The 20,636-nt window shown below is 40.7% G+C and carries 19 protein-coding genes and 1 riboswitch; of the genes, 7 read left to right on the top strand and 12 right to left on the bottom strand.

Annotation, left to right across the window (positions count from 1 at the left end; all coding sequences use genetic code 11):
- Window positions 1–105: 50S ribosomal protein L19 (locus DPV95_RS07000; protein WP_114989575.1), on the top strand; the 105-nt coding region annotated here is incomplete at its 5' end.
- A 59-nt stretch (window positions 106–164) separates the two neighbouring features.
- On the opposite strand, the gene rho is transcribed toward DPV95_RS07000, so the two are convergent.
- Window positions 165–1,427 (bottom strand): transcription termination factor Rho, encoded by a 1,263-nt coding sequence (gene rho, locus DPV95_RS06995; protein ID WP_005695393.1) that lies wholly within the window; start codon window positions 1,425–1,427, stop codon window positions 165–167.
- 230 nt (window positions 1,428–1,657) lie between these two features.
- Here rho and argH point away from each other — a divergent pair, with 230 nt between their 5' ends.
- Entirely contained in the window at window positions 1,658–3,031 is a 1,374-nt protein-coding gene (gene argH / locus DPV95_RS06990) for an argininosuccinate lyase (protein WP_049367225.1), read from the top strand.
- Window positions 3,032–3,089: 58 nt separating this feature from the next.
- Here the strand turns inward: argH and DPV95_RS06985 are convergent, their stop codons facing one another.
- The 3 genes from DPV95_RS06985 to serB form a co-directional block, all read right to left on the bottom strand.
- Window positions 3,090–3,500 carry a hypothetical protein gene (locus DPV95_RS06985; RefSeq protein ID WP_049367231.1) on the bottom strand — a complete coding sequence of 137 codons (411 nt, stop codon included), beginning with the start codon at window positions 3,498–3,500 and terminating at the stop codon, window positions 3,090–3,092.
- 70 nt (window positions 3,501–3,570) lie between these two features.
- The gene (locus DPV95_RS06980) at window positions 3,571–4,062 is read right to left on the bottom strand and encodes a YajQ family cyclic di-GMP-binding protein (protein WP_005695407.1); all 492 of its coding nucleotides are present in this window, start codon (window positions 4,060–4,062) and stop codon (window positions 3,571–3,573) included.
- A 20-nt stretch (window positions 4,063–4,082) separates the two neighbouring features.
- Window positions 4,083–5,027 (bottom strand): phosphoserine phosphatase, encoded by a 945-nt coding sequence (serB, locus tag DPV95_RS06975; RefSeq protein ID WP_049367224.1) that lies wholly within the window; start codon window positions 5,025–5,027, stop codon window positions 4,083–4,085.
- Between the two features lie 68 nt (window positions 5,028–5,095).
- On the opposite strand from serB, the gene DPV95_RS06970 reads away from it, so the two are divergent.
- The 4 genes from DPV95_RS06970 (at window position 5,096) to hpf (ending at window position 10,311) form a co-directional block, all read left to right on the top strand.
- Window positions 5,096–5,773, top strand: a complete 678-nt coding sequence (locus DPV95_RS06970) for a YtjB family periplasmic protein (protein WP_041918191.1) — start codon at window positions 5,096–5,098, stop codon at window positions 5,771–5,773.
- A gap of 85 nt (window positions 5,774–5,858) precedes the next feature.
- Window positions 5,859–7,856 carry a transketolase gene (tkt, locus tag DPV95_RS06965; protein WP_049367223.1) on the top strand — a complete coding sequence of 666 codons (1,998 nt, stop codon included), beginning with the start codon at window positions 5,859–5,861 and terminating at the stop codon, window positions 7,854–7,856.
- Window positions 7,857–8,166: 310 nt separating this feature from the next.
- Window positions 8,167–8,287: riboswitch (glycine riboswitch) on the top strand.
- Window positions 8,288–8,375: 88 nt separating this feature from the next.
- Window positions 8,376–9,746 carry an alanine/glycine:cation symporter family protein gene (locus DPV95_RS06960; RefSeq protein WP_049367222.1) on the top strand — a complete coding sequence of 457 codons (1,371 nt, stop codon included), beginning with the start codon at window positions 8,376–8,378 and terminating at the stop codon, window positions 9,744–9,746.
- Between the two features lie 241 nt (window positions 9,747–9,987).
- A complete protein-coding gene (hpf, locus tag DPV95_RS06955; protein ID WP_005695412.1) occupies window positions 9,988–10,311 on the top strand; it encodes a ribosome hibernation-promoting factor, HPF/YfiA family in 324 nt (107 codons plus the stop codon).
- A 46-nt stretch (window positions 10,312–10,357) separates the two neighbouring features.
- Here hpf and DPV95_RS10435 read toward each other — a convergent pair whose 3' ends face one another.
- The 5 genes from DPV95_RS10435 to pnp all read right to left on the bottom strand — a co-directional run bounded on the left by DPV95_RS10435 (window position 10,358) and on the right by pnp (window position 17,105).
- Window positions 10,358–10,501, bottom strand: a complete 144-nt coding sequence (locus DPV95_RS10435; RefSeq protein ID WP_005695413.1) for a hypothetical protein — start codon at window positions 10,499–10,501, stop codon at window positions 10,358–10,360.
- A 55-nt stretch (window positions 10,502–10,556) separates the two neighbouring features.
- Window positions 10,557–11,951 carry a membrane-bound lytic murein transglycosylase MltF gene (mltF, locus tag DPV95_RS06950; protein WP_049367220.1) on the bottom strand — a complete coding sequence of 465 codons (1,395 nt, stop codon included), beginning with the start codon at window positions 11,949–11,951 and terminating at the stop codon, window positions 10,557–10,559.
- A 95-nt stretch (window positions 11,952–12,046) separates the two neighbouring features.
- Complete coding sequence (locus DPV95_RS06945; protein WP_111406858.1) at window positions 12,047–13,885, bottom strand: DEAD/DEAH box helicase; 1,839 nt, start codon at window positions 13,883–13,885, stop codon at window positions 12,047–12,049.
- Between the two features lie 75 nt (window positions 13,886–13,960).
- Complete coding sequence (gene nlpI, locus DPV95_RS06940; protein ID WP_049367218.1) at window positions 13,961–14,902, bottom strand: protease adaptor lipoprotein NlpI; 942 nt, start codon at window positions 14,900–14,902, stop codon at window positions 13,961–13,963.
- A 64-nt stretch (window positions 14,903–14,966) separates the two neighbouring features.
- Window positions 14,967–17,105, bottom strand: a complete 2,139-nt coding sequence (gene pnp / locus DPV95_RS06935) for a polyribonucleotide nucleotidyltransferase (RefSeq protein WP_049367217.1) — start codon at window positions 17,103–17,105, stop codon at window positions 14,967–14,969.
- 242 nt (window positions 17,106–17,347) lie between these two features.
- On the opposite strand from pnp, the gene nanQ reads away from it, so the two are divergent.
- Window positions 17,348–17,815, top strand: a complete 468-nt coding sequence (nanQ, locus tag DPV95_RS06930; RefSeq protein ID WP_049367216.1) for an N-acetylneuraminate anomerase — start codon at window positions 17,348–17,350, stop codon at window positions 17,813–17,815.
- Window positions 17,816–17,882: 67 nt separating this feature from the next.
- Here the strand turns inward: nanQ and DPV95_RS06925 are convergent, their stop codons facing one another.
- From DPV95_RS06925 to DPV95_RS06915, 3 genes are all read right to left on the bottom strand, one after another.
- Complete coding sequence (locus DPV95_RS06925; protein WP_005631077.1) at window positions 17,883–18,104, bottom strand: sulfurtransferase TusA family protein; 222 nt, start codon at window positions 18,102–18,104, stop codon at window positions 17,883–17,885.
- A gap of 9 nt (window positions 18,105–18,113) precedes the next feature.
- Window positions 18,114–19,157 (bottom strand): YeeE/YedE family protein, encoded by a 1,044-nt coding sequence (locus DPV95_RS06920; RefSeq protein ID WP_111406857.1) that lies wholly within the window; start codon window positions 19,155–19,157, stop codon window positions 18,114–18,116.
- Between the two features lie 166 nt (window positions 19,158–19,323).
- Window positions 19,324–20,628, bottom strand: coding sequence for an L-cysteine desulfidase family protein (locus DPV95_RS06915; protein WP_111406856.1), 1,305 nt, complete (start codon window positions 20,626–20,628; stop codon window positions 19,324–19,326).
- Between the last annotated feature and the right edge of the window lie 8 nt (window positions 20,629–20,636).

Here is a 20,636-nt window from a genome sequence, read left to right as displayed (position 1 = left end):
TCTATTGCTGTTAAACGTAAAGGTGCAGTACGTAAAGCTAAACTTTACTACTTACGTGAACGTTCAGGTAAATCTGCTCGTATTAAAGAGCGTTTGGGCGAATAATTTCGCAAAGAAAAAGGCTTGGTTTTCCAAGCCTTTTTTGTTTTTAAGTGCGGTCAGAATTAAGACCGCTTCATAATTTCAAAAAACTCATCGTTGGTTTTCGCCACCATAAGTTTGTCGATAAGGAATTCCATCGCTTCCACTTCACCCATTGGGTTAAGGATTTTGCGAAGAATCCACATTTTTTGTAATTCATCTGGTGTGGTAAGTAAGTCTTCTTTACGCGTACCTGAACGGTTGAAGTCGATTGCTGGGAACACACGTTTTTCAGCGATTTTGCGAGAAAGATGTAATTCCATATTACCGGTACCTTTAAATTCTTCAAAGATAACCTCATCCATTTTTGACCCGGTATCTACAAGTGCAGTAGCAATAATGGTTAAACTACCACCTTCTTCTACGTTACGTGCAGCACCAAAGAAACGTTTTGGACGATGCAACGCATTTGCATCCACACCACCGGAAAGAATTTTACCGGATGCTGGTGTAACGGTGTTATAAGCACGTGCTAAACGCGTGATAGAGTCGAGTAAAATCACCACGTCTTTTTTGTGCTCAACAGAACGTTTTGCTTTCTCGATAACCATTTCAGCCACTTGAACATGACGAGCAGCAGGTTCATCAAAGGTAGAGGCAATCACTTCACCTTTTACTGAACGTTGCATTTCCGTTACTTCTTCTGGACGCTCATCGATTAAAAGCACAATAAGTTCACATTCAGGGTAGTTGTGCGTGATGCTTTGTGCAATATTTTGTAGCAACATGGTTTTACCAGCTTTTGGTGGAGCCACGATAAGACCACGCTGACCTTTACCAATCGGAGAGGCTAAATCCAAAATACGCGCAGTTAAGTCTTCGGTTGAACCATTACCACGTTCCATTCTTAAACGAGAATTTGCGTGTAATGGGGTTAAGTTTTCGAAAAGAATTTTGCTGCGAGAGACTTCAGGTTTGTCATCGTTGACTTGGTCGACTTTTAAAAGTGCAAAATAGCGTTCGCCTTCTTTTGGTGGACGGATTTTACCTTCGATTTTATCACCAGTTTGAAGATTGAAGCGACGAATTTGACTTGGAGAAACGTAGATGTCATCAGGACCAGCAAGGTAGGAACTGTCTGCGGAGCGTAAGAAACCGAAACCATCGGGTAAAATCTCCAACACGCCGCCGCCAAAAATATCTTCACCGCTCTTGGCGTGTTGTTTCAAAATAGCAAAAACAATATCTTGTTTACGTAAACGGGCAAGATTTTCCAAACCCATTTGTTCTTCGCCAAGTTTCACAAGATCAGAAACAGGCGTATTTTTAAGTTCTGTAAGATGCATAATTAATAATGTTGGAACGAATAAGAGTTGATAATACTGAAATGTTTGAATGGTGGGCAATGCCCTTAAGAATGGTGCGTAAATTACCACTAAAATTTAATACTGTCTAGTTTTTATTAGAAAAAACAGGGTAAAATAGCAAACTATGAAGAGATTATTATTGCATGTTGATTAATTATGCTTGATAATTGAATAATTAATCAATTTTAGTATTAAGAGAAGGATAACTTATGGCTCTCTGGGGTGGTCGTTTTACACAAGCGGCAGATAAACGTTTTAAAGATTTTAATGATAGCCTGCGTTTTGATTATCGCTTGGCAGAGCAAGATATTGAAGGCTCCATTGGCTGGTCTAAAGCTTTAGTCAATGTTGGTGTATTAAGTGCTGAAGAGCAACAACAGCTAGAAGTTGCCTTAAATGAATTATTAATCGAAGTGCGATCAAATCCACAAGCGATTTTACAAGATGATGCAGAAGATATTCATAGCTGGGTAGAAAGTAAGCTTATCGATAAAGTGGGTAATTTAGGTAAAAAATTACACACAGGTCGTAGTCGTAATGACCAAGTTGCACTCGATATCAAAATGTGGTGCAAACAGCGTGTAATCGAGTTACAAGAGTCTGTTCGTAATCTTCAACGCCACTTGGTACAAACGGCGGAAAATACGCAAGATGCAGTGATGCCGGGTTATACCCATTTACAACGAGCACAACCAATCACTTTTGCCCATTGGTGTATGGCTTATGTAGAAATGTTTGAGCGTGATTATTCACGTCTCGCCGATGCTTATAAACGCATGAATAGCTGTCCATTAGGCAGTGGCGCACTAGCGGGGACAGCCTATGCAGTCGATCGTGAACAATTAGCATCAGATTTAGGTTTTGCTTTTGCGACGCGTAATAGCTTGGATAGCGTCTCTGATCGTGACCATATTGTGGAATTACTTTCAACGGCGTCTTTAAGTATGGCGCACCTTTCTCGTTTCGCAGAAGATATGATCATTTTTAACAGTGGTGAAGCGAATTTTGTGGAATTGTCAGATCGTGTAACTTCAGGTTCCTCTTTAATGCCACAAAAGAAAAATCCAGATGCTTGTGAATTGATTCGTGGTAAAGCGGGCCGTGTAATGGGTGCATTAACCGGTATGTTGATGACCTTAAAAGGTTTACCGTTAGCGTATAACAAAGATATGCAAGAAGACAAAGAAGGGATCTTTGATGCGTTAGATACCTGGCAAGATTGCGTAGATATGGCGACTTTCGTGTTAGATGAGTTAAAAGTGAATACCGATCGTACTCGTGAAGCTGCTTTAAAAGGCTACTCAAATGCAACAGAGCTAGCAGATTATCTTGTGGCAAAAGGTGTACCATTCCGTGATTCTCACCATATTGTCGGTGAAACCGTGGTTTATGCCATTGAAAAAGGCAAAGCCTTGGAAGACTTAACTATTCCTGAATTCCGTCAATTCAGTGATGTGGTAGGGGATGATGTATATGACATTCTTTCGTTACAATCTTGCTTAGATAAACGTTGTGCGAAAGGTGGGGTTTCACCACTTCGTGTAGCAGAAGCGATTGCAGAAGCAAAAGCGAGATTTGCTTAATTGACATAAATAAAAAGAGCGGTCAAAAATGTTGTGTTTTTTGACCGCTCTTTCGTTTTTATGGTGTAGGTGGATCCATTAATTCAAGGATTTTATCGGTAGGCTCTTTTATATCGAAACTCGATTCCATTAATAGTGAAAAGGTATTACCATTTCGTTTACAAGCAGCATGAGAAATTCGCTTGCCTTTCTCATCACGCAAATCGATAGTAACTTGATTGATACCTGTTTTATCAGCCGCGTTCTCTTTTATTATCGTCCAAAAGTGATGACTTTTCGTTGGTGAAAGGAAAAGCGTCGCTTCTGTCGCATAAGATTGAAAGTATGCCTTATCGATTGTTTGAGAAACCATATTCGCATCATTTTTCATGTAAGTAAATGTTTTTAGATTATTTAGCGCGATCCAAAGTTTTTCCCCTTTAGTGCTTTCACATTTTACAACATCAATGACGCTATCACCGAGATTCATGGCATTCTCATTTGCGAACGAACATAGTGGAACGGCAGCCAAAAATACCCATAGATATTTTTTCATTAAATTAATCTCTAAAGTTATTAAATTGGAATGGTTGGCCTAATTCAGCGCCTTTCACTAATTGAATAACGGCTTGTAAATCATCACGAGATTTGCCGGTTACGCGCACTTGTTCACCTTGAATTTGAGTTTGAACTTTGATTTTTGAATCTTTCACTAATTTAGTGATTTTTTTCGCCATCTCTGTTTCAATCCCTTGTTTTAATTTGATTTCTTTGGTGTAAAGTTTACCGTGATGTTCACTTTCTGTTGGAATATCCAATGAGCTATGCTCAATGCCACGTTTTACAAACGCACCAATTAAGATTTCAATTAATTGCTCTAATTGGAAATCGGATTCGGTCGTCACTTTTACGGTTTCGCTTTTTTCATTTAATTCAATGACGGCTTCCACGCCACGGAAATCATAACGTGTACTTAATACGCGGTTTGCATTTTCAACCGCATTACGCACTTCGTGCATAGTAATTTCAGATACGATGTCAAAAGATGGCATAAATTTTCTCCCAAAATGAATTAAATTCGATCATTTGCGCTTAAAAGACATAAAAGTGCGGTTAAGTCAGCAAAGTTTACCACAATTTGCGCTTGTTGTTGCACCTTCGGTTTGGCATGGAATGCTACGCCCAATCCGGCGACATTCATCATCGCCAAATCATTGGCGCCATCACCAATGGCGAGGGTGTTTTTGCGTGGAATATGGTATTCTTCAGCGAGTTTTTGCAAGGTATTCGCTTTGTATTGTGCATCGACTACGCTACCTTTTACATTGCCGGTGAGCATGCCATCAATAATTTCAAATTGATTAGACGCCGCGAAGTCGAGGTTTAATAAACTTTTTAGGTAATCGGCGAAATAGGTAAAACCACCGGAGGCAATAGCGGTTTTCCAACCATGTTGTTGTAATGTCTTAATGGTTTCAATTAAGCCTGGCATTAATGGTAATTTTTCACGTACTTGCTGCAAAATACTTTCTGGTGCACCTTTAAGAGTTCCCACTCGACGACGCAAACTTTGTTCAAAATCGAGCTCGCCACGCATTGCGCTTTCAGTAATGGCAGAAACTAATTCACCCGTGCCAGCCAGTTTAGCGATCTCATCGATACATTCAATTTGAATGGCAGTAGAGTCCATATCCATCACCAATAAACCTTTTTCTGATAATTTTGCATCAAAATCCAGTTTAGCGATGTCTAATTGCAGGTCGTGAGCATGGGCAATAAAATCGGCTAGCCATTTGCCTTTTAAAAGGACAACGGTATTTTTTTCAACGTTCCATGCATCAAAACACTGGAAAGCTTGACCGCACTTTTGTTGAAATTCGAGTAATTTCGCTAAATTCAGCGTGGTGCCGTATAAAATAAACGCATGTGTTTCATCGGAATGAGGTAAATCAGACGAAAGTGCGGTGGGAAATTTGGGATATTTTTGGGTAATGCTTGCAAGGTTTTGAATTTGCATAGAAAATCCTGTAAATTGTGAATACTCATCTATTCTAGCCGATCTTGGCGAAAAAATGGAAAAACAACGTGCAATTAATTAAAGAAAAACTTCAAAAATCATTGATGTTTGGGCTCATCGTGCTGCTTTGTATCGGTGCCATGGCCGTGATTTTGTTTGGAGTGAAACAATTTAAGATTGGTTCACAGCTTTCAAGTGTGAATCAAGTGGCAAATTTATCGCATACTTTGGTTCGTCAACAGGCCAATTTATTTTCGGTTTTATTAACTAATAATGCGAAATCCGATCAGCTCGTCGAAAATCTTGATAATTTAGTTAAAGAAAACTTTGTGCTCGATGCGACCATTTATGATTATAACGGCAAGGAATTAGCACAAAGTACCAATACGGGTAATCTTCGTGAGCAACTTGGTCTAGAACATAAAAATGAAGGTGAGTTTTCAACACAACAAATTGTTGAGCCAATTTATTCTGCTTCCAATAATGCCGTTCGTGGCTTTTTGCGTGTGACATTTGACGCCCAATATGCTCAAACGACGCAGAGCAAAATCAATCAAGTTTTTCACCGCTTATATGGTGAAATTGTCGTGGTCTTTTTATTAGGCGCATTATTCGCCAGTTCCATTCATTATTTTTTAAGTCATTATCGTCGAACATATCGAAAACCAGTGGAAACTAAAACAGTCGTCAATTTACAAGGTAAATCAAGTAGCCAACGTTTCCATCAACGTCGTCGAAGAATTTGATCAAGGTAAATAAAATTGCAGATATTGCTCAAGTCAATCAGTAAATAAGGTAGAATACTCAGAATTATTTAGACAGGAGAAAAACATGGCAACTCGTAGACAACTCGCCAACGCAATTCGTGCGCTATCAATGGATGCAGTACAAAAAGCAAAATCAGGCCACCCTGGCGCACCAATGGGAATGGCGGATATCGCTGAGGTATTATGGCGCGATTTCTTAAAACACAATCCAAACAACCCTAAATGGGCTGATCGCGACCGTTTTGTGCTTTCTAACGGCCACGGTTCAATGTTGATTTATAGCTTATTACATTTAACAGGCTATAATCTTTCTATCGAAGATTTAAAACAATTCCGTCAATTACATTCTAAAACGCCTGGCCACCCAGAATATGGTTATGCACCAGGTGTTGAAACCACAACTGGTCCGTTAGGTCAAGGTATCACCAATGCTGTAGGGATGGCGATTGCTGAGAAAACCTTAGCGGGTCAATTTAACCGTGAAGGCCATGAAATCGTAGACCACCACACTTATGTGTTCTTAGGCGATGGCTGTTTAATGGAAGGGATTTCTCACGAAGCTTGCTCTTTAGCGGGAACATTAGGCCTTGGTAAATTAATCGCATTCTACGATGACAACAACATTTCGATTGATGGTCATGTAGATGGTTGGTTCAGTGATGATACCGCAGCACGTTTTGAAGCTTATGGCTGGCAAGTAATCCGCAATGTGGATGGCCATGATGCAGAACAAATTCGTGCCGCAACCATTCTTGCTCAGGCAGAAAAAGAAAAACCAACGTTAATTATTTGTAAAACCATCATTGGCTTCGGTTCACCAAATAAATCAGGCTCTCATGATTGCCACGGTGCGCCACTAGGTGATGAAGAAATCGCCTTAACTCGTAAAGCACTAGGCTGGGAATATGGTCCATTTGAAATTCCGGCTGAGTACTATGCTGAATGGTCTGCAAAAGAAAAAGGCGCTGTAGCAGAAAAATCGTGGGAAGAAAAATTTGCCGCTTATGCAAAAGCATACCCAGAACTTGCGGTGGAATTTACACGTCGTGTAAACGGTGAATTACCAGCAAATTGGGCAGCAGAATCTAAAGCGTTCATCGAAAAATTACAAGCGAACCCTGCGAGCATCGCAAGCCGTAAAGCATCACAAAATGCAATCGAAGCTTATGCACATGTATTACCTGAATTCTTAGGTGGCTCTGCAGACTTAGCAAGCTCTAACTTAACGTTATGGAGCGGTTCTAAACCAATTCGTGCACACGAAAACGTAGGTGGTAACTACCTTAACTATGGTGTGCGTGAGTTCGGTATGTCAGCGATTATGAATGGTATTGCTTTACACGGAGGGTTCATTCCTTACGGCGCAACCTTCTTAATGTTCTACGAATATGCACACAATGCGGTGCGTATGGCGGCATTAATGAAACAACGTGCTTTATTCGTTTATACTCATGACTCGATCGGTTTAGGCGAAGATGGTCCAACTCACCAACCGGTTGAGCAAACCACCTCATTACGCTTAATTCCAAATCTTGAAACATGGCGTCCTTGTGACCAAGTGGAGTCAGCTATCGCATGGCAACAAGCGGTTGAACGTCAAGATGGCCCAAGTGCGTTGATTTTTACCCGTCAAAACTTAGCACAAATGGACCGCACTTCTGCACAATTAGATGCAGTTAAACGTGGTGCTTATGTATTAAAAGACTGTGAGGGAACACCTGAGTTAATCTTCATTGCGACAGGTTCTGAAGTGGAATTAGCAGTGAAAGCAGCAGATGTATTGACTGCTGAAGGTAAAAAAGTACGTGTCGTTTCTATGCCAAGCACTAACCGTTTCGACAAACAAGATGCAGCGTACCGTGAAAGCGTATTACCTGCAGCGGTAACCAAACGTGTTGCGATTGAAGCGGGCATTGCGGACTTCTGGTATAAATACGTTGGCTTTGAAGGTCGTGTAGTGGGCATGAATAGCTTCGGCGAATCAGCACCTGCGGATCAATTATTCAAACTCTTTGGTTTCACCGTAGATAACGTGGTGGCAAAAGCAAAAGAGATTTTATAATTATAAAAATAGATAAGGGCAGGCCATTACCTGCCTTTCTTTTTTGATTTAAAAAAAGTGCGGTCAAAAAATAAGAAAATTTTTGACCGCACTTTGTTTTTATCTGCTTTCACCTTGTTATCTAAGCCTTTTTTCGTCAATCCATTGAGTTAGCCTTTCAAGTTTGCTAAAATTCGCAACACTTTTTGCGATAAAAAATAAAACGTAAAAAATGAGTTCGGAAGAAGGTAGCTGGAGAGTAGGGAATTGCCCCTACGCCGACGAGGTAAAATCTTTCAGGCGCAATTGCAAGATTGCAGGGACTGTTACTGGACGAACCCTTGGAGAGATCCATTGCATTTATTGATGTAAATGGACGCCGAAGGCGCAAAAGAGCGGTCGACTTTTCGATTGTTTTCCAAACGCTCAGGCAAAAGGACAGGGGCAAAAGACAATCCGTATTATCAAAAATATTTCTATCGGGATTCTTCTTGTCTCCTTGTCGAGTTTATTTGTATTTTAAGCGACGAGGAATCATCAATGTCATTACAGACAACCTTATCTGCGATTAGCAGCTTTGTGTGGGGACCACCCCTACTCATTCTATTGTCCGGAACCGGACTTTATCTCACCCTTCGTTTAGGTTTCTTACAAATTCGTTATTTGCCTCGTGCATTGGGCTATTTATTTGCTCGTGGTGCGAATAAAGGTAAGGGGGATGTGTCTTCTTTTGCGGCACTTTGTACGGCATTAGCGGCAACTATTGGTACAGGGAATATCGTGGGTGTAGCGACCGCAGTACAAGCAGGCGGACCTGGTGCGATTTTTTGGATGTGGCTAGTTGCATTATTAGGCATGGCAACTAAATACGCTGAATGTTTACTTGCCGTGAAATATCGTGTGCGAGATAAATACGGTTTTATGGCTGGTGGACCGATGTACTACATCGAACTCGGTCTTGGTATTAAATGGCTAGCCAAATTATTTGCGCTCTTTGGGGTATTGGTAGCCTTTTTCGGTATTGGTACCTTCCCTCAAATAAATGCTATTACGCATGCGATGCAAGACACATTCAATGTACCCGTTATTATTACGGCAACAGTGGTGACGGTATTGGTCGCTATGATTATTCTAGGTGGTGTAAGACGTATTGCAACAGCTTCTTCAGTGATTGTGCCTTTTATGGCAATCGGCTATGTGGCAACCTCAATTATCATCTTAGTAGTTAATTACGATAAACTGCCCGCTGCGATCGCATTAATTATTCACAGTGCATTTAATCCACAAGCGGCTTTGGGCGGAGCGGTTGGGTTTACAGTGATGAAAGCCATTCAATCAGGTGTTGCACGTGGTATTTTCTCAAATGAATCAGGTTTAGGAAGTGCACCAATCGCAGCCGCAGCAGCGCAAACGAAAGAGCCTGTTCGCCAAGGTTTAATTTCGATGACAGGGACATTTTTAGATACCATCATCGTATGTACGATGACGGGCTTAGTGCTTGTGATTACGGGAGCATGGAGTAATCCTGAGCTTTCTGGTGCAAGTGTGACCAACTACGCTTTTGCACAGGGCTTAGGCACATCAATTGGTGCAACTATTGTAACCGTTGGTTTATTATTCTTTGCTTTCACCACAATTTTAGGGTGGTGTTACTACGGTGAGCGTTGCTTCCTTTACTTAGTTGGTATCCGTGGTATTAAATTTTATCGTTTTGTCTTTATTGTTTTGGTTGGAGCAGGCTCATTCCTCACCTTAGATTTAATCTGGATCTTAGCGGATATTGTGAATGGTTTAATGGCCTTCCCGAACTTGATAGCATTAATTGGTTTGCGTAAAGAAATTATTTCAGAAACTAAGGATTACTTCGAACGTTTAAAAGCAACGCAACATGATCAAGATGAATTAGCCTAATTTATCTCATAAAAAGAAAAGGGAAGCCAAGTGCCTCCCTTTGTTGTTTACAGCTTTACATCATAACAAGTTTATACAGAAAGAAAATCATATTTTTGCAGAAATGAGATCACGATCATATTTTTGAACATTTGTTTTTTTATTTGCCTAAAAGCACTTGAAAAAGCAGTGTAAGGTCGATATGTTGTTATTAAAGATAAACTGAACTGAAGGGTTCATTTAACTAAAAGAGGTAAATGCTATGACACTCAATATCACAAGCAAACAAATGGAAATCACCCCAGCAATCCGTGAACATGTGGAGGGAAGACTTGCAAAATTAGAGAAATGGCACACTCAACTGATTAGCCCACACTTTGTTTTAAGTAAAGTGCCAAACGGCTTTTCTGTAGAGGCTTCAATTGGAACTCCATTAGGTAATCTGTTAGCCACTGCAACAGCTGATGATATGTATAAAGCGATCAATGAAGTCGAAGAAAAATTAGAACGCCAATTAAATAAACTTCAACATAAAGGCGAATCCCGCCGAGCAGATGAGCGTTTGAAAGATTCTTTTGAAAAATAAAGGATAATGAATAAATAAAAAGGGCGAACATGATGTTCGCCTTTTTTTAGATATCTTGAATCACTAATTGTAATGCATGGCGTTGGAACTGTTTTGCTTTACGATGTTTTAAGCGTCTTAAACGCAAGTTGCGTGAGGCAGAGATATCTCTTGATGTTTTTTTCTTTAAAAAAGTTTTTCTTTTTAACATCTTTTTCTCCTTGTTTTCTTTGAGTTCAATAAAACGTTGCTTTTTCTGACCGCACTTACTCTGTTGAAGCCGCTTGGTTTTCTTGAACGCGATGATAATTCACAATACTATTCATGTAACGGCGAATATTTTCGACATATTGATAGGCTTCATAACCGCGAGCGTAGCCATATTTTAAGTTTGAATAATGACGCTTTTCCGATAATAGTTGAAGATTATTTTTTACATCTAACCAATTATCTGGGTTGCCACCCAATTTTTTTGTTAAACGACGAGCATCTAAAATATGCCCTAATCCCATGTTGTATGCTGCTAAAGAATACCAAATTCGATCCTCTTCTGGAATACTGTCAGGTATTTGAGCGAGTAGCCAATGCAGGTATTCAGATCCCGCTTTAATACTTTGTTCAGCATCTGTACGATTGTTAATATTCATACGTGCAGCCGTATCTTTGGTAAGCATCATCATCCCGCGAACACCAGTTGGAGAGGTGGCATAAGGGTCCCAATGCGATTCTTGATAGGCTACAGCGGCTAATAATCGCCAGTCTAAATTCCCTTTATATTTTTCAAAGAGCGGTTGATATTGAGGGAGAATTTTTTCAACTGCCTCTAAATAAGCCTGAGTATCCACATAATCAAAGGCAGTAATATGGCGGAAATATTTCTCCTCAATGCGATCAATTAACCCTGTTTCAATGGCATTATTCATAAAATCTAACAAGCCTGCTTGTAGCTCATTATAGGATTTATTGGAAAGATACCAATGCACAGTCATTTCATCTGTTAGGTCAAATGCAATCGCTAAGTTAGGACGAATTTGTTGTGCCGCAGCCACGTCAATACTATTTGCAATGGTGTAAGGAATTTTCCCTTCTGCCACTTGAATCAGTAATTCTTCTTGAGTCAGCTGCTTATTGTTTTGCCATTTGAGTGCAGGGAGTTTTTTCTGTGCTTGGGATAATAATTTTTCTAAGTCTTCTCCCGCAGAAATAATAATTTCTTGCTGTACTTGCGCTAAATCTTTCGGACGATTTTCACCTTTTTTATACACAAGCTGCCAAGAGGCAGAAGTATAAGAGGGCCCTAACTGAAATTTTTCTGCACGTTGAGGCTGGAATAAAAGATTCGCAGCTGCAATATCAATATTGTTGTTCTCTAATTCGTTAAAAAGTTGATCGTTATTTTCTAAGGTTTTAATTTGTAAGCGAACCCCTAAGTAATCAGCAAAGTTTTTTGCTAATTCGTATTCCAAGCCAGATTCGCCCTCATTCCCAATAAAATAGTAAATGGGATTGTTAATGGTGCCGACAATCAGGCTACCGCGATTTTTGATCGCAGTGTAAGGGTTTTGCTCCGATTGCATAATTTTTTGCCAAGGGAAGACCATATCAATTGCCCAAAGTAATAATGCAAAAGCAGCAATAATACGTAAAAATAGACCTTTCAATAGATAAACCTTATAAATTGAGATAAGAGACGATTGTAACGAGAATTAAGACAATAAAAAAGCCCCTTTTACTTCAAGGGGCTGTTAAATAAGGATTAACGTTGGCGATCTCGGCGACCTCGTTCATTAAAAGTGCGGTCGTTTTTATCGTTAAATTTACGCTGACGACGTTCACCATTACGTTCACTACGGAAGCGATCTTGACCTCGGTCTCCACGTTCATTACGGCGACCTTTTCCACCAAAGTCATTGCCTCCACGTCTGTTGTCTGACTGCGCAGCACCCATAAAGCTCATTTGCATTTGTTTATTTAAAACGCGAGTTTTACCGAACTGTTGAAGCAATTCTTTTGGCATGCCTTGTGGTAATTCAACGGTAGAGTAGTCATCATAAAGTTTGATATGGCCAATATAACGGCTGTTAATATCACCTTCATTTGCGATAGCGCCTACGATATGACGCACTTCTACGCCATCTGCACGGCCAACTTCGATACGATATAAATCCATCGGTTGTGGTGTGCCATAGCCTTTACGTTCACCACGACGTTCAGCCGAACGTGGATTTTCACGGCGATCACCGCGATCATTACGGTCACGACGGCGTTTATCCACCGGAGGATCAGGTGGAAGAATGAGCTTTTGTTTACCTTGAAGCAACATCAACATGGCTGCTGCAATATCTTCTTGATCTTGATCTGCAGTGAATAAATCTTCCAATAGGCTACGATACATTTCGAGATCGTGATGTTCCAATTGTTTGGTAATCTTGTCTTGGAATTTCTTACGACGACAGGCTTGTAACACTTCATGATTTGGCAATTCAACTTCATTGATTGGTTTTTTCATCAAGTGTTCGATATTGCGAAGTAAACGGCGTTCACGTGGTTCAACGAATAATAATGCGCGACCAGAACGACCAGCACGACCGGTACGGCCGATACGGTGAACGTAAGACTCTGCATCAAGCGGTATGTCATAGTTCACTACAAGGCTTATTCGTTCAATATCAATACCGCGCGCAGCCACATCGGTTGCAACGACGATATCAAGACTGCCATTACGTAAGCGATCTAAGGTTTGCTCACGTAATTGTTGAGTCATATCACCGTTTAATGCCGCAGCACGGAAACCGTGTTTTTCTAATAATTCAGTCACATCAAGTGTGCCCGTTTTAGTGCGAGTAAAAATGATTGCCGCATCAAACTCTTCTACTTCCAAGAAACGTAATAACGCATCATTTTTACGGAAACCTTGAACATACCAACAATTTTGTTCAATATCAGGTGCATTATCGTTATTTACTTTGATTTTCACTTCTTGTGGATTATTCATGAAGCGTTTTGTGATGCGACGAATTGGCTCAGGCATAGTTGCTGAGAAAAGCGCAGTTTGGTGCTCTTCCGGTAATTCAGCCATAACGGTTTCTACATCATCAATAAAGCCCATACGAAGCATCTCATCGGCTTCATCAAGTACGATAGCTTTTAATTCAGATAGATTTAATGTGTTACGACGGATGTGATCCAAAATACGACCCGGTGTACCCACAACAACTTGTGCACCTTGTTTTAATGCACGTAATTGAATGTCATAACGTTGGCCACCATAAAGGGTCACGATATTGATGCCTTTGGCATATTTCATGAAGTGTTCGCAAGCATCGGCAACTTGAATTGCAAGTTCACGTGTTGGTGCCATCACCAATAATTGTGGATGTTTTGCGGCAGGATCAATTTTTGCCAAAATAGGTAAAGAGAATGCGGCAGTTTTACCACTACCGGTTTGCGCCATACCAAGTACATCTCTGCCTTCTAAAAGAGCAGGAATACAAGCTTGTTGGATTGGCGAAGGTGTTTCAAAACCAAGGTCAGAAACGGCTTTTAGAATGAATTCAGGCAAGCCTAAATCATTAAAAGTGATTTTGTCTGTCATTAAAATGCTCGAATATAAGTAAGGAAAGCTCAATTTCGCTTTCAGGTTTATTTGTTACAAAAGAAAGAGGCAAGTCTAAAAAACAGCAGTTTTTGTGACCGCACTTTTTTCTTCTTTTTCGTCTTCAGTTTGAGCCGGTTTCAATTTCATCAGCTCTAACACGGCAAAACGATACTCAACAAAGTTATACACCTGATTCGCAATAGCAAGTTTGAATAAAGCCGCAGCTTCATCAATTTGCCCCAAATTGAGTTTTTGTTTTGCTAGATAAAAGTAGGTTTCGGTTAATATTTCTGCATATTGTTGCGAGTTTTCTGCAAATTTGGTTGCCCGCTCTTGCAAGTCACTCACGGAAATATTACCTAAATAGTATTGAACGATATTTGTTCCCCAGAAGTCCTTAGATAGCCCTTTAGCTCGTTCAACAAGGTTGGCATGGGCTTCTTGTGGTTTTAATTTTTGTTCGTTCAAATAGAGCCAGAGTACGCGATAGGGATCTTTAGTATCGGCTTCGTAAAACTTCATCAAATCGTCTTCAGCAAGATTATAGCGTTCGACGTAATAAAAATTTAAACCACGATTAAGGTGGGTATAATCATAACTTGGGTCCAATTCAAACACCGCATTAAAGGTTTCTAATGCGCTGTCGTAATCTTCCTCAAGAAGTAAGTAAAGCCCTAAATAATTGTAAACGGAAGCCATCTTTGGCTGTAACGCGAGGGCTTGTGTAAAGTCATAACGTGCGAGACCCCATAAACCGAGGGAATCGTATAATACGCCACGTTCAAAGTGAAGCGTCGCCCGTTCTTCATTACTCATTTTACCAACTAATAAAACTTGGCTGATTCGGGTAATCATCACTTCTTGTTCGAAGTGTGTATTCGGAGTTTGATCCGCGAGTACGACTTTATTTGGTGCGACAAACACGTTTCCCGATTGTACACAACCGGAAATAAATAAAGTCAGACTTAGGCTAGATAATGAAACTAGAAAACGGAATAACCGAAAATATTGCATTGTTCTATAAGTTAGTTTGATAATCAAAACGGGTGTGTAAATCGAATTCACACACCCTGTGAGATTATTCTTGTTCTTCTGAAATGTCTTCTGCTGGTGCAGATTCTGCTTCAGTTTCTTGTTTTGGTGCAAGATCTTTCATGGTTAAGCGGATACGACCTTGACGATCGATTTCAACCACTTTAACAGTTACTTCTTGACCAACTTGAAGATAATCACTCACTTTCTCTACACGCTCTTCAGCGATTTGAGAAATATGAACTAAACCTTCTTTATTTCCTACGATAGCGACGAATGCACCGAAGTCAGCAAGACGAGTCACTTTACCTTTGTAAATTGCGCCTGCTTCAACTTCAGCAACGATTTCTTCAATACGTGCCATCACATTTTTCGCTGCACTGCTATCTACTGCAGCAATTTTCACTGTACCATCATCATCGATATCGATAGAAGTACCAGTTTCTTCAGTTAATGCACGGATAGTTGCACCACCTTTACCGATAACATCTTTGATTTTCTTCGGATCAATTTTCATGGTGTGAATACGCGGCGCGTAGTCAGAAATATCTGCACGTGGTGCAGGGATTGCTTGTTCCATTACGCCAAGAATGTGCATACGTGCACCTTTTGCTTGGTTTAATGCAATTTGCATAATTTCAGGGGTGATACCTTCAATTTTGATGTCCATTTGAAGTGCGGTGACACCTTCACGTGTACCTGCTACTTTAAAGTCCATATCACCTAAGTGGTCTTCATCACCTAAGATATCTGAAAGAACCACAAATTTTTCTTCTTCTTTCACTAAGCCCATTGCAATACCAGCAACAGCGGCTTTGATTGGAACGCCCGCATCCATTAATGCTAAAGACGCACCACATACAGAGGCCATAGAAGAAGAACCGTTAGATTCAGTGATTTCAGATACGACACGCACCACATACGGGAACTCTGCAAGGCTTGGCATAACCGCAGCGACACCGCGTTTTGCTAAACGACCGTGACCGATTTCACGACGTTTTGGCGAGCCGATCATACCGGTTTCACCTACAGAGTATGGAGGGAAGTTGTAGTGGAATAAGAAGTGATCTTGACGTTCACCTGTTAATTCATCAATGATTTGTGCATCACGTTCAGTCCCTAAAGTGGCAACAGCCAACGCTTGGGTTTCACCACGGGTGAAAATCGCAGAACCGTGAGTACGCGGTAATACGCCGGTGCAAATATCTAATGCACGAACGGTATCAACGGTACGGCCGTCAATACGTGGTTCACCTGCAATGATACGGCCACGAACGATTTGGCTTTCAAGTGCGGTGAAAATATCCACGATTTTACCTTCGCTGATTTCTTCATCTTCAGCAGTGATTTGTGCAATCACATCCGCTTTAATCGCATCAATTTGTTCGTAACGTGCTTGTTTTTCAGTAATACGGTATGCATCGCCTAAACGTGCTTCAGCAATCGCTTTTACTTTGTTGATTAAATCTGTATTTGGTTGTGGCGCAACCCAATCCCAACGTGGTTTGCCTGCTTCTTTTGCAAATTCTTTGATCGCTTCGATTACAACTTGTTGTTGTTGATGACCGAATACTACTGCCGCTAACATTTGTTCTTCAGTTAAAATGTCAGCTTCAGATTCAACCATTAATACGGCTTTGTCAGTACCTGCAACCACTAAGTCCAAACGGCTTTGTTTTTGCTCAGCCATAGTTGGGTTTAATACGAATTGGTTGTCGATAAAACCAACGCGCGCTGCACCGATAGGGCCATTGAAAGGCACGCCAGATAAGGTTAATGCTGCAGAAGCACCGATCATTGCCACTAAGTCAGGGCTAATTTGTGGGTTTACAGAAACTACAGTTGCCACAACTTGGATTTCGTTGAAGAAACCTTCAGGGAATAATGGGCGAATTGGACGGTCGATTAAACGAGCAATTAAGGTTTCGCCTTCAGATGGACGACCTTCACGCTTGAAGAAACCACCAGGGATTTTACCCGCCGCATAAGTACGCTCTTGGTAGTTTACGGTTAATGGGAAGAAGTCTTGACCTTCTTTCACATCTTTTTTAGCCACAACAGTCACGAATACCGTGGTATCGTCCATGCTTGCCATAACCGCAGCCGTTGCTTGACGTGCAATTGCGCCGGTTTCTAGAGTAACGGTATGTTGACCGTATTTAAATTGTTTAACAATTGGATTCACAATGTTTTCCTTCAAAATAATATTTAAAACAAAGCTTTATTTTCCAGATTGCGACTAGCAAAAGAAATCTTTCGAAAAAATGACCGCACTTTGGGCGTTTAAAAATCTCTTTTGATAGCCGCACGCTAATGCAGAAAATAAAGCTCGCTTATTATACAGAGTTTTAAATTTATTGGTAACTTTATTTAATATAAGCAACTTGTTATCATATTCTCATACAAATACATACGTAAGGAGACACTATGATTATCAGTGCATTAAATAACCCAAATTTCAAAGTGGGTTTACCAAAAGTTATCGCGGACATTTGCGATCATCTCAACACCTTAAATCTTGAAGCATTAGAAAATGGCCGTCATGATTTAAGTGATCAAGTTTATATGAATGTCATGGAGTTTGATACGGTTGACGCGGATAGCAAACAAGCTGAACTTCATCATAAATATCTAGATATTCAATTACTTATTCGTGGTGAAGAAAATGTTGAAGTAAGCGCAACTTATCCAAATCTCAGCTTATACGATGAATATCGTGATGCAGATGATTACCAACTTACTCCACAAATTGAAGATAAAAGCACCGTAACACTTTTACCAAAAATGTTCGCCGTCTTTTTCCCTTATGAACCCCATAAACCAGGTTGCACCGTAAACGGCAAATCAAGTTTTGTGAAAAAATTAGTGGTGAAAGTACCAGTCGAATTGATTTAATTATTTCGATTCATTAAAGCAAAAGTGCGGTCAGAAATTTATATATTTTTCTGACCGCACTTTTTTATTATTTAATTACGGTAATTGACCATTTCGCATCATCAATTTGCTCGAAGTTTGTCACTTCATAACCTTCTTCAGCCGCCCAAGCGGGAATGGCTTCAGTGGCTTGTGTGCAGTCGAATTCAATTTCTAGGCCATCGCCTTTGTTTAACTTAGCCATAGCTTCCTTTGCTTCAACGAGAGGAAATGGGCAAACAAGGCCGAGTGTTGGTAATTTAACGATCATATAAACTCCTTATGATGCTTTTGCTAGTTTTAAACGTTGTGGACGGATAATGGTGAAGTAGGCGGCCACCCAAGTGCCGAAAATCATCAATGGCAATGAGACCCAGCCTTGCCAAGAGAAAAAGGCAGTTTCGACTAAACCGTTACCGATAGAACAGCCACCTGCAAGGGTTGCGCCAATACCCATGAGAATACCGCCGAGTCCGCTGCGTAGAATCGTGGTGGCATCTGGTACGCGGACACGAAATTCATTGCTCGCTTTCGCACCGATGAATGACCCAATAAAAATCCCTAAAACTAAGAATACGCCCCAGTTAATAAATTTACCGTCGCCAGTAACGAGGAATTGCATGATATTGGCTGAGGGACCAGTGATCCCAAGTCCAAATTCACGACCTGTAGCGACACTGAGTGGCCAAGCCGCAAGCGCGATTAATCCGATTAACACAGCAGAGAAAAATGGGTGCCAGCGTTTTTCAAATAATAAATGAGCAAGCCCAGTTTTTTTCGGTTTTAATGCCGCGACTTTTACGCTTGGTTTGCTGAGATGTTTGTACACATAGAAAGCTGTCACTAAAGTTAATAATGCGACTAACCACCAAGGTGAGATACCGAATGTGTCGTAAATATTGCGTTGTTCAATATTGATGCTACGTAAAGTTTTATTGAATTCCCCTAATGGACCAGTACGCATGATGGCACTTAATAACATATAAGTGAATAATGCGACCCAACTGCCGACTAAGCCTTCCGCAGCACGGTACCACGTACCTGTCGCACAACCGCCAGCAAGAACAATACCGATGCCAAACACAAAGGCACCGATAATTACCGCTAAAAAGGCAAAATTTTCAGCCGGATCAACATTTAATACACCGATTTCTTTTAAGAGAAAGAAACCGATGGATTGCACGGTAATCGCCAATAAAAGGGCAACAAACATTTTGTTATTTTTGGTGACATACATATCGCGAAATGCGCCAGTAATACAAAAGCGCCCACGCTGCATCACAAATCCGAGTAAGATTCCGCAAAGTAATCCGGTTAAAAGCATAAATATTCCTTCTCTTTTAGAACTAAGTAGGTCGGTATTTTCTAAAAAAAGAAGAAGATAACGCCAATAACTTTTAGCTAGAAAATATGTTTTTTTGATATAAAAAAAGTGCGGTCAGAAATTTGTGTGTTTTTCTGACCGCACTTTATCGTAAGTTATTTCGATGTTAAGGGCAGGGTTTACTCACCATAATTTCAATCACTTGGCGATCGATGTGATGCATACTCTTAGAAGCAATTGAGCATAGATTGTCGATAGTGCGATCGAGATCGTGTTCAACGATACCTTCATTACCCGTAACATGGGTTTCATCCATTGCCATGAGAACTGATTTATAGCCGGAAGCCACACTGGTGGACACTTTCATTGCACAGCTATTGGATGCGCCATCGCAGATGATTCCGCTGATGTCACCAATCATGCTGCAAATCCCCATGCTCACGGTTTCGAATTTACCCGTAAGTAAATAGGCGATACCCGCACAGCTTCCCATCGATGCGGTTGTTACCGCACAAAGGGCTGACAGTTTGGGTAATTTACTGTGGATATAAATGGCCATTAAGTGTGATAAGAAGAGGGCACGGAGACGTTTTTCTTCACTCACGTTTAAATAATCGGCGACCACAACCACGGGCATAGTGGCGGCAATACCTTGGTTAGCTGAACCTGAATTACTCATCGCTGGTAATGTGGCTCCTCCCATACGCGCATCGGAGGCTGCGGTGGTTTCGATCATAATTTTGCTGAGCAAATCGTCTGACATTAAGCCACTACCAACTTGTTTGCGTAACGTTCTGCCAATATGTAAACCATAATTTTCGCGCAATCCTTCGTTAGACAGAGCGCGGTTGAGTGCGGCAGCTTGTCCTATAAAGCGGATTTTATCGAGTTCGACTTCACAAGAAAATTCAAAGATTTCACGTGCGCTCACCTGATTGAAAATATTATAAGGATCGCAATCAGTGCCTTCATCGTGTTCTTTCTCAAAAATAACTTCACCATTTTTTTCAATCAAAATGATGTTTGTGTGTTGATCTTGAATAGCGACTTTCACTCGGTCATTATCGGCAAGCAACACCGCTTCTGAATATAAAATATGCTCAGTTTGATGAATATCGACATTAACGAGTTTTTTATCAAGCATTGCCTTGGCTTGGGATACTTGTTCTGGTGTGATGTATTTTAATACTTCTAATTCCCCCTCAGGATCACCGCCTAAAGCACCAATTGCGGCAGCAATAGGCAAGCCCACCATGCCCGTTCCCGGTACTGCAACGCCCAATCCATTTTTCATTAAGTTTGGTGATACTTTAGCTTCAATGCGTTCAGGTGTTTTGCCTAAATATTTAGCCGCTGTTGCTGCTGCAAGCGCCAAAGAGATGGGTTCAGTACAGCCAAGTGCCGGAACCACATCGCGTTCTACAATTTGAATTAATGATTTTTCGATTTCGTTGAGTCTTTCTTGATTCATAAAATTCT

The organism is Haemophilus parainfluenzae, from assembly GCF_003252755.1.
GTDB classification, from domain to species: Bacteria; Pseudomonadota; Gammaproteobacteria; order Enterobacterales; family Pasteurellaceae; genus Haemophilus_D; species Haemophilus_D parainfluenzae_N.
This window is presented reverse-complemented; position numbering and strand designations above follow the sequence as displayed.

What these genes read in the sequence shown, in the direction of transcription:
- rho (WP_005695393.1), bottom strand. Translation starts at nt 1,427, where the DNA reads ATGCATCTTACAGAACTTAAAAATACGCCTGTTTCTGATCTTGTGAAA.
- argH (WP_049367225.1), top strand. Translation starts at nt 1,658, where the DNA reads ATGGCTCTCTGGGGTGGTCGTTTTACACAAGCGGCAGATAAACGTTTT.
- DPV95_RS06985 (WP_049367231.1), bottom strand. Translation starts at nt 3,500, where the DNA reads ATGAATCTCGGTGATAGCGTCATTGATGTTGTAAAATGTGAAAGCACT.
- DPV95_RS06980 (WP_005695407.1), bottom strand. Translation starts at nt 4,062, where the DNA reads ATGCCATCTTTTGACATCGTATCTGAAATTACTATGCACGAAGTGCGT.
- serB (WP_049367224.1), bottom strand. Translation starts at nt 5,027, where the DNA reads ATGCAAATTCAAAACCTTGCAAGCATTACCCAAAAATATCCCAAATTT.
- tkt (WP_049367223.1), top strand. Translation starts at nt 5,859, where the DNA reads ATGGCAACTCGTAGACAACTCGCCAACGCAATTCGTGCGCTATCAATG.
- DPV95_RS06960 (WP_049367222.1), top strand. Translation starts at nt 8,376, where the DNA reads ATGTCATTACAGACAACCTTATCTGCGATTAGCAGCTTTGTGTGGGGA.
- hpf (WP_005695412.1), top strand. Translation starts at nt 9,988, where the DNA reads ATGACACTCAATATCACAAGCAAACAAATGGAAATCACCCCAGCAATC.
- DPV95_RS10435 (WP_005695413.1), bottom strand. Translation starts at nt 10,501, where the DNA reads ATGTTAAAAAGAAAAACTTTTTTAAAGAAAAAAACATCAAGAGATATC.
- DPV95_RS06945 (WP_111406858.1), bottom strand. Translation starts at nt 13,885, where the DNA reads ATGACAGACAAAATCACTTTTAATGATTTAGGCTTGCCTGAATTCATT.
- nlpI (WP_049367218.1), bottom strand. Translation starts at nt 14,902, where the DNA reads ATGCAATATTTTCGGTTATTCCGTTTTCTAGTTTCATTATCTAGCCTA.
- nanQ (WP_049367216.1), top strand. Translation starts at nt 17,348, where the DNA reads ATGATTATCAGTGCATTAAATAACCCAAATTTCAAAGTGGGTTTACCA.
- DPV95_RS06925 (WP_005631077.1), bottom strand. Translation starts at nt 18,104, where the DNA reads ATGATCGTTAAATTACCAACACTCGGCCTTGTTTGCCCATTTCCTCTC.
- DPV95_RS06920 (WP_111406857.1), bottom strand. Translation starts at nt 19,157, where the DNA reads ATGCTTTTAACCGGATTACTTTGCGGAATCTTACTCGGATTTGTGATG.
- DPV95_RS06915 (WP_111406856.1), bottom strand. Translation starts at nt 20,628, where the DNA reads ATGAATCAAGAAAGACTCAACGAAATCGAAAAATCATTAATTCAAATT.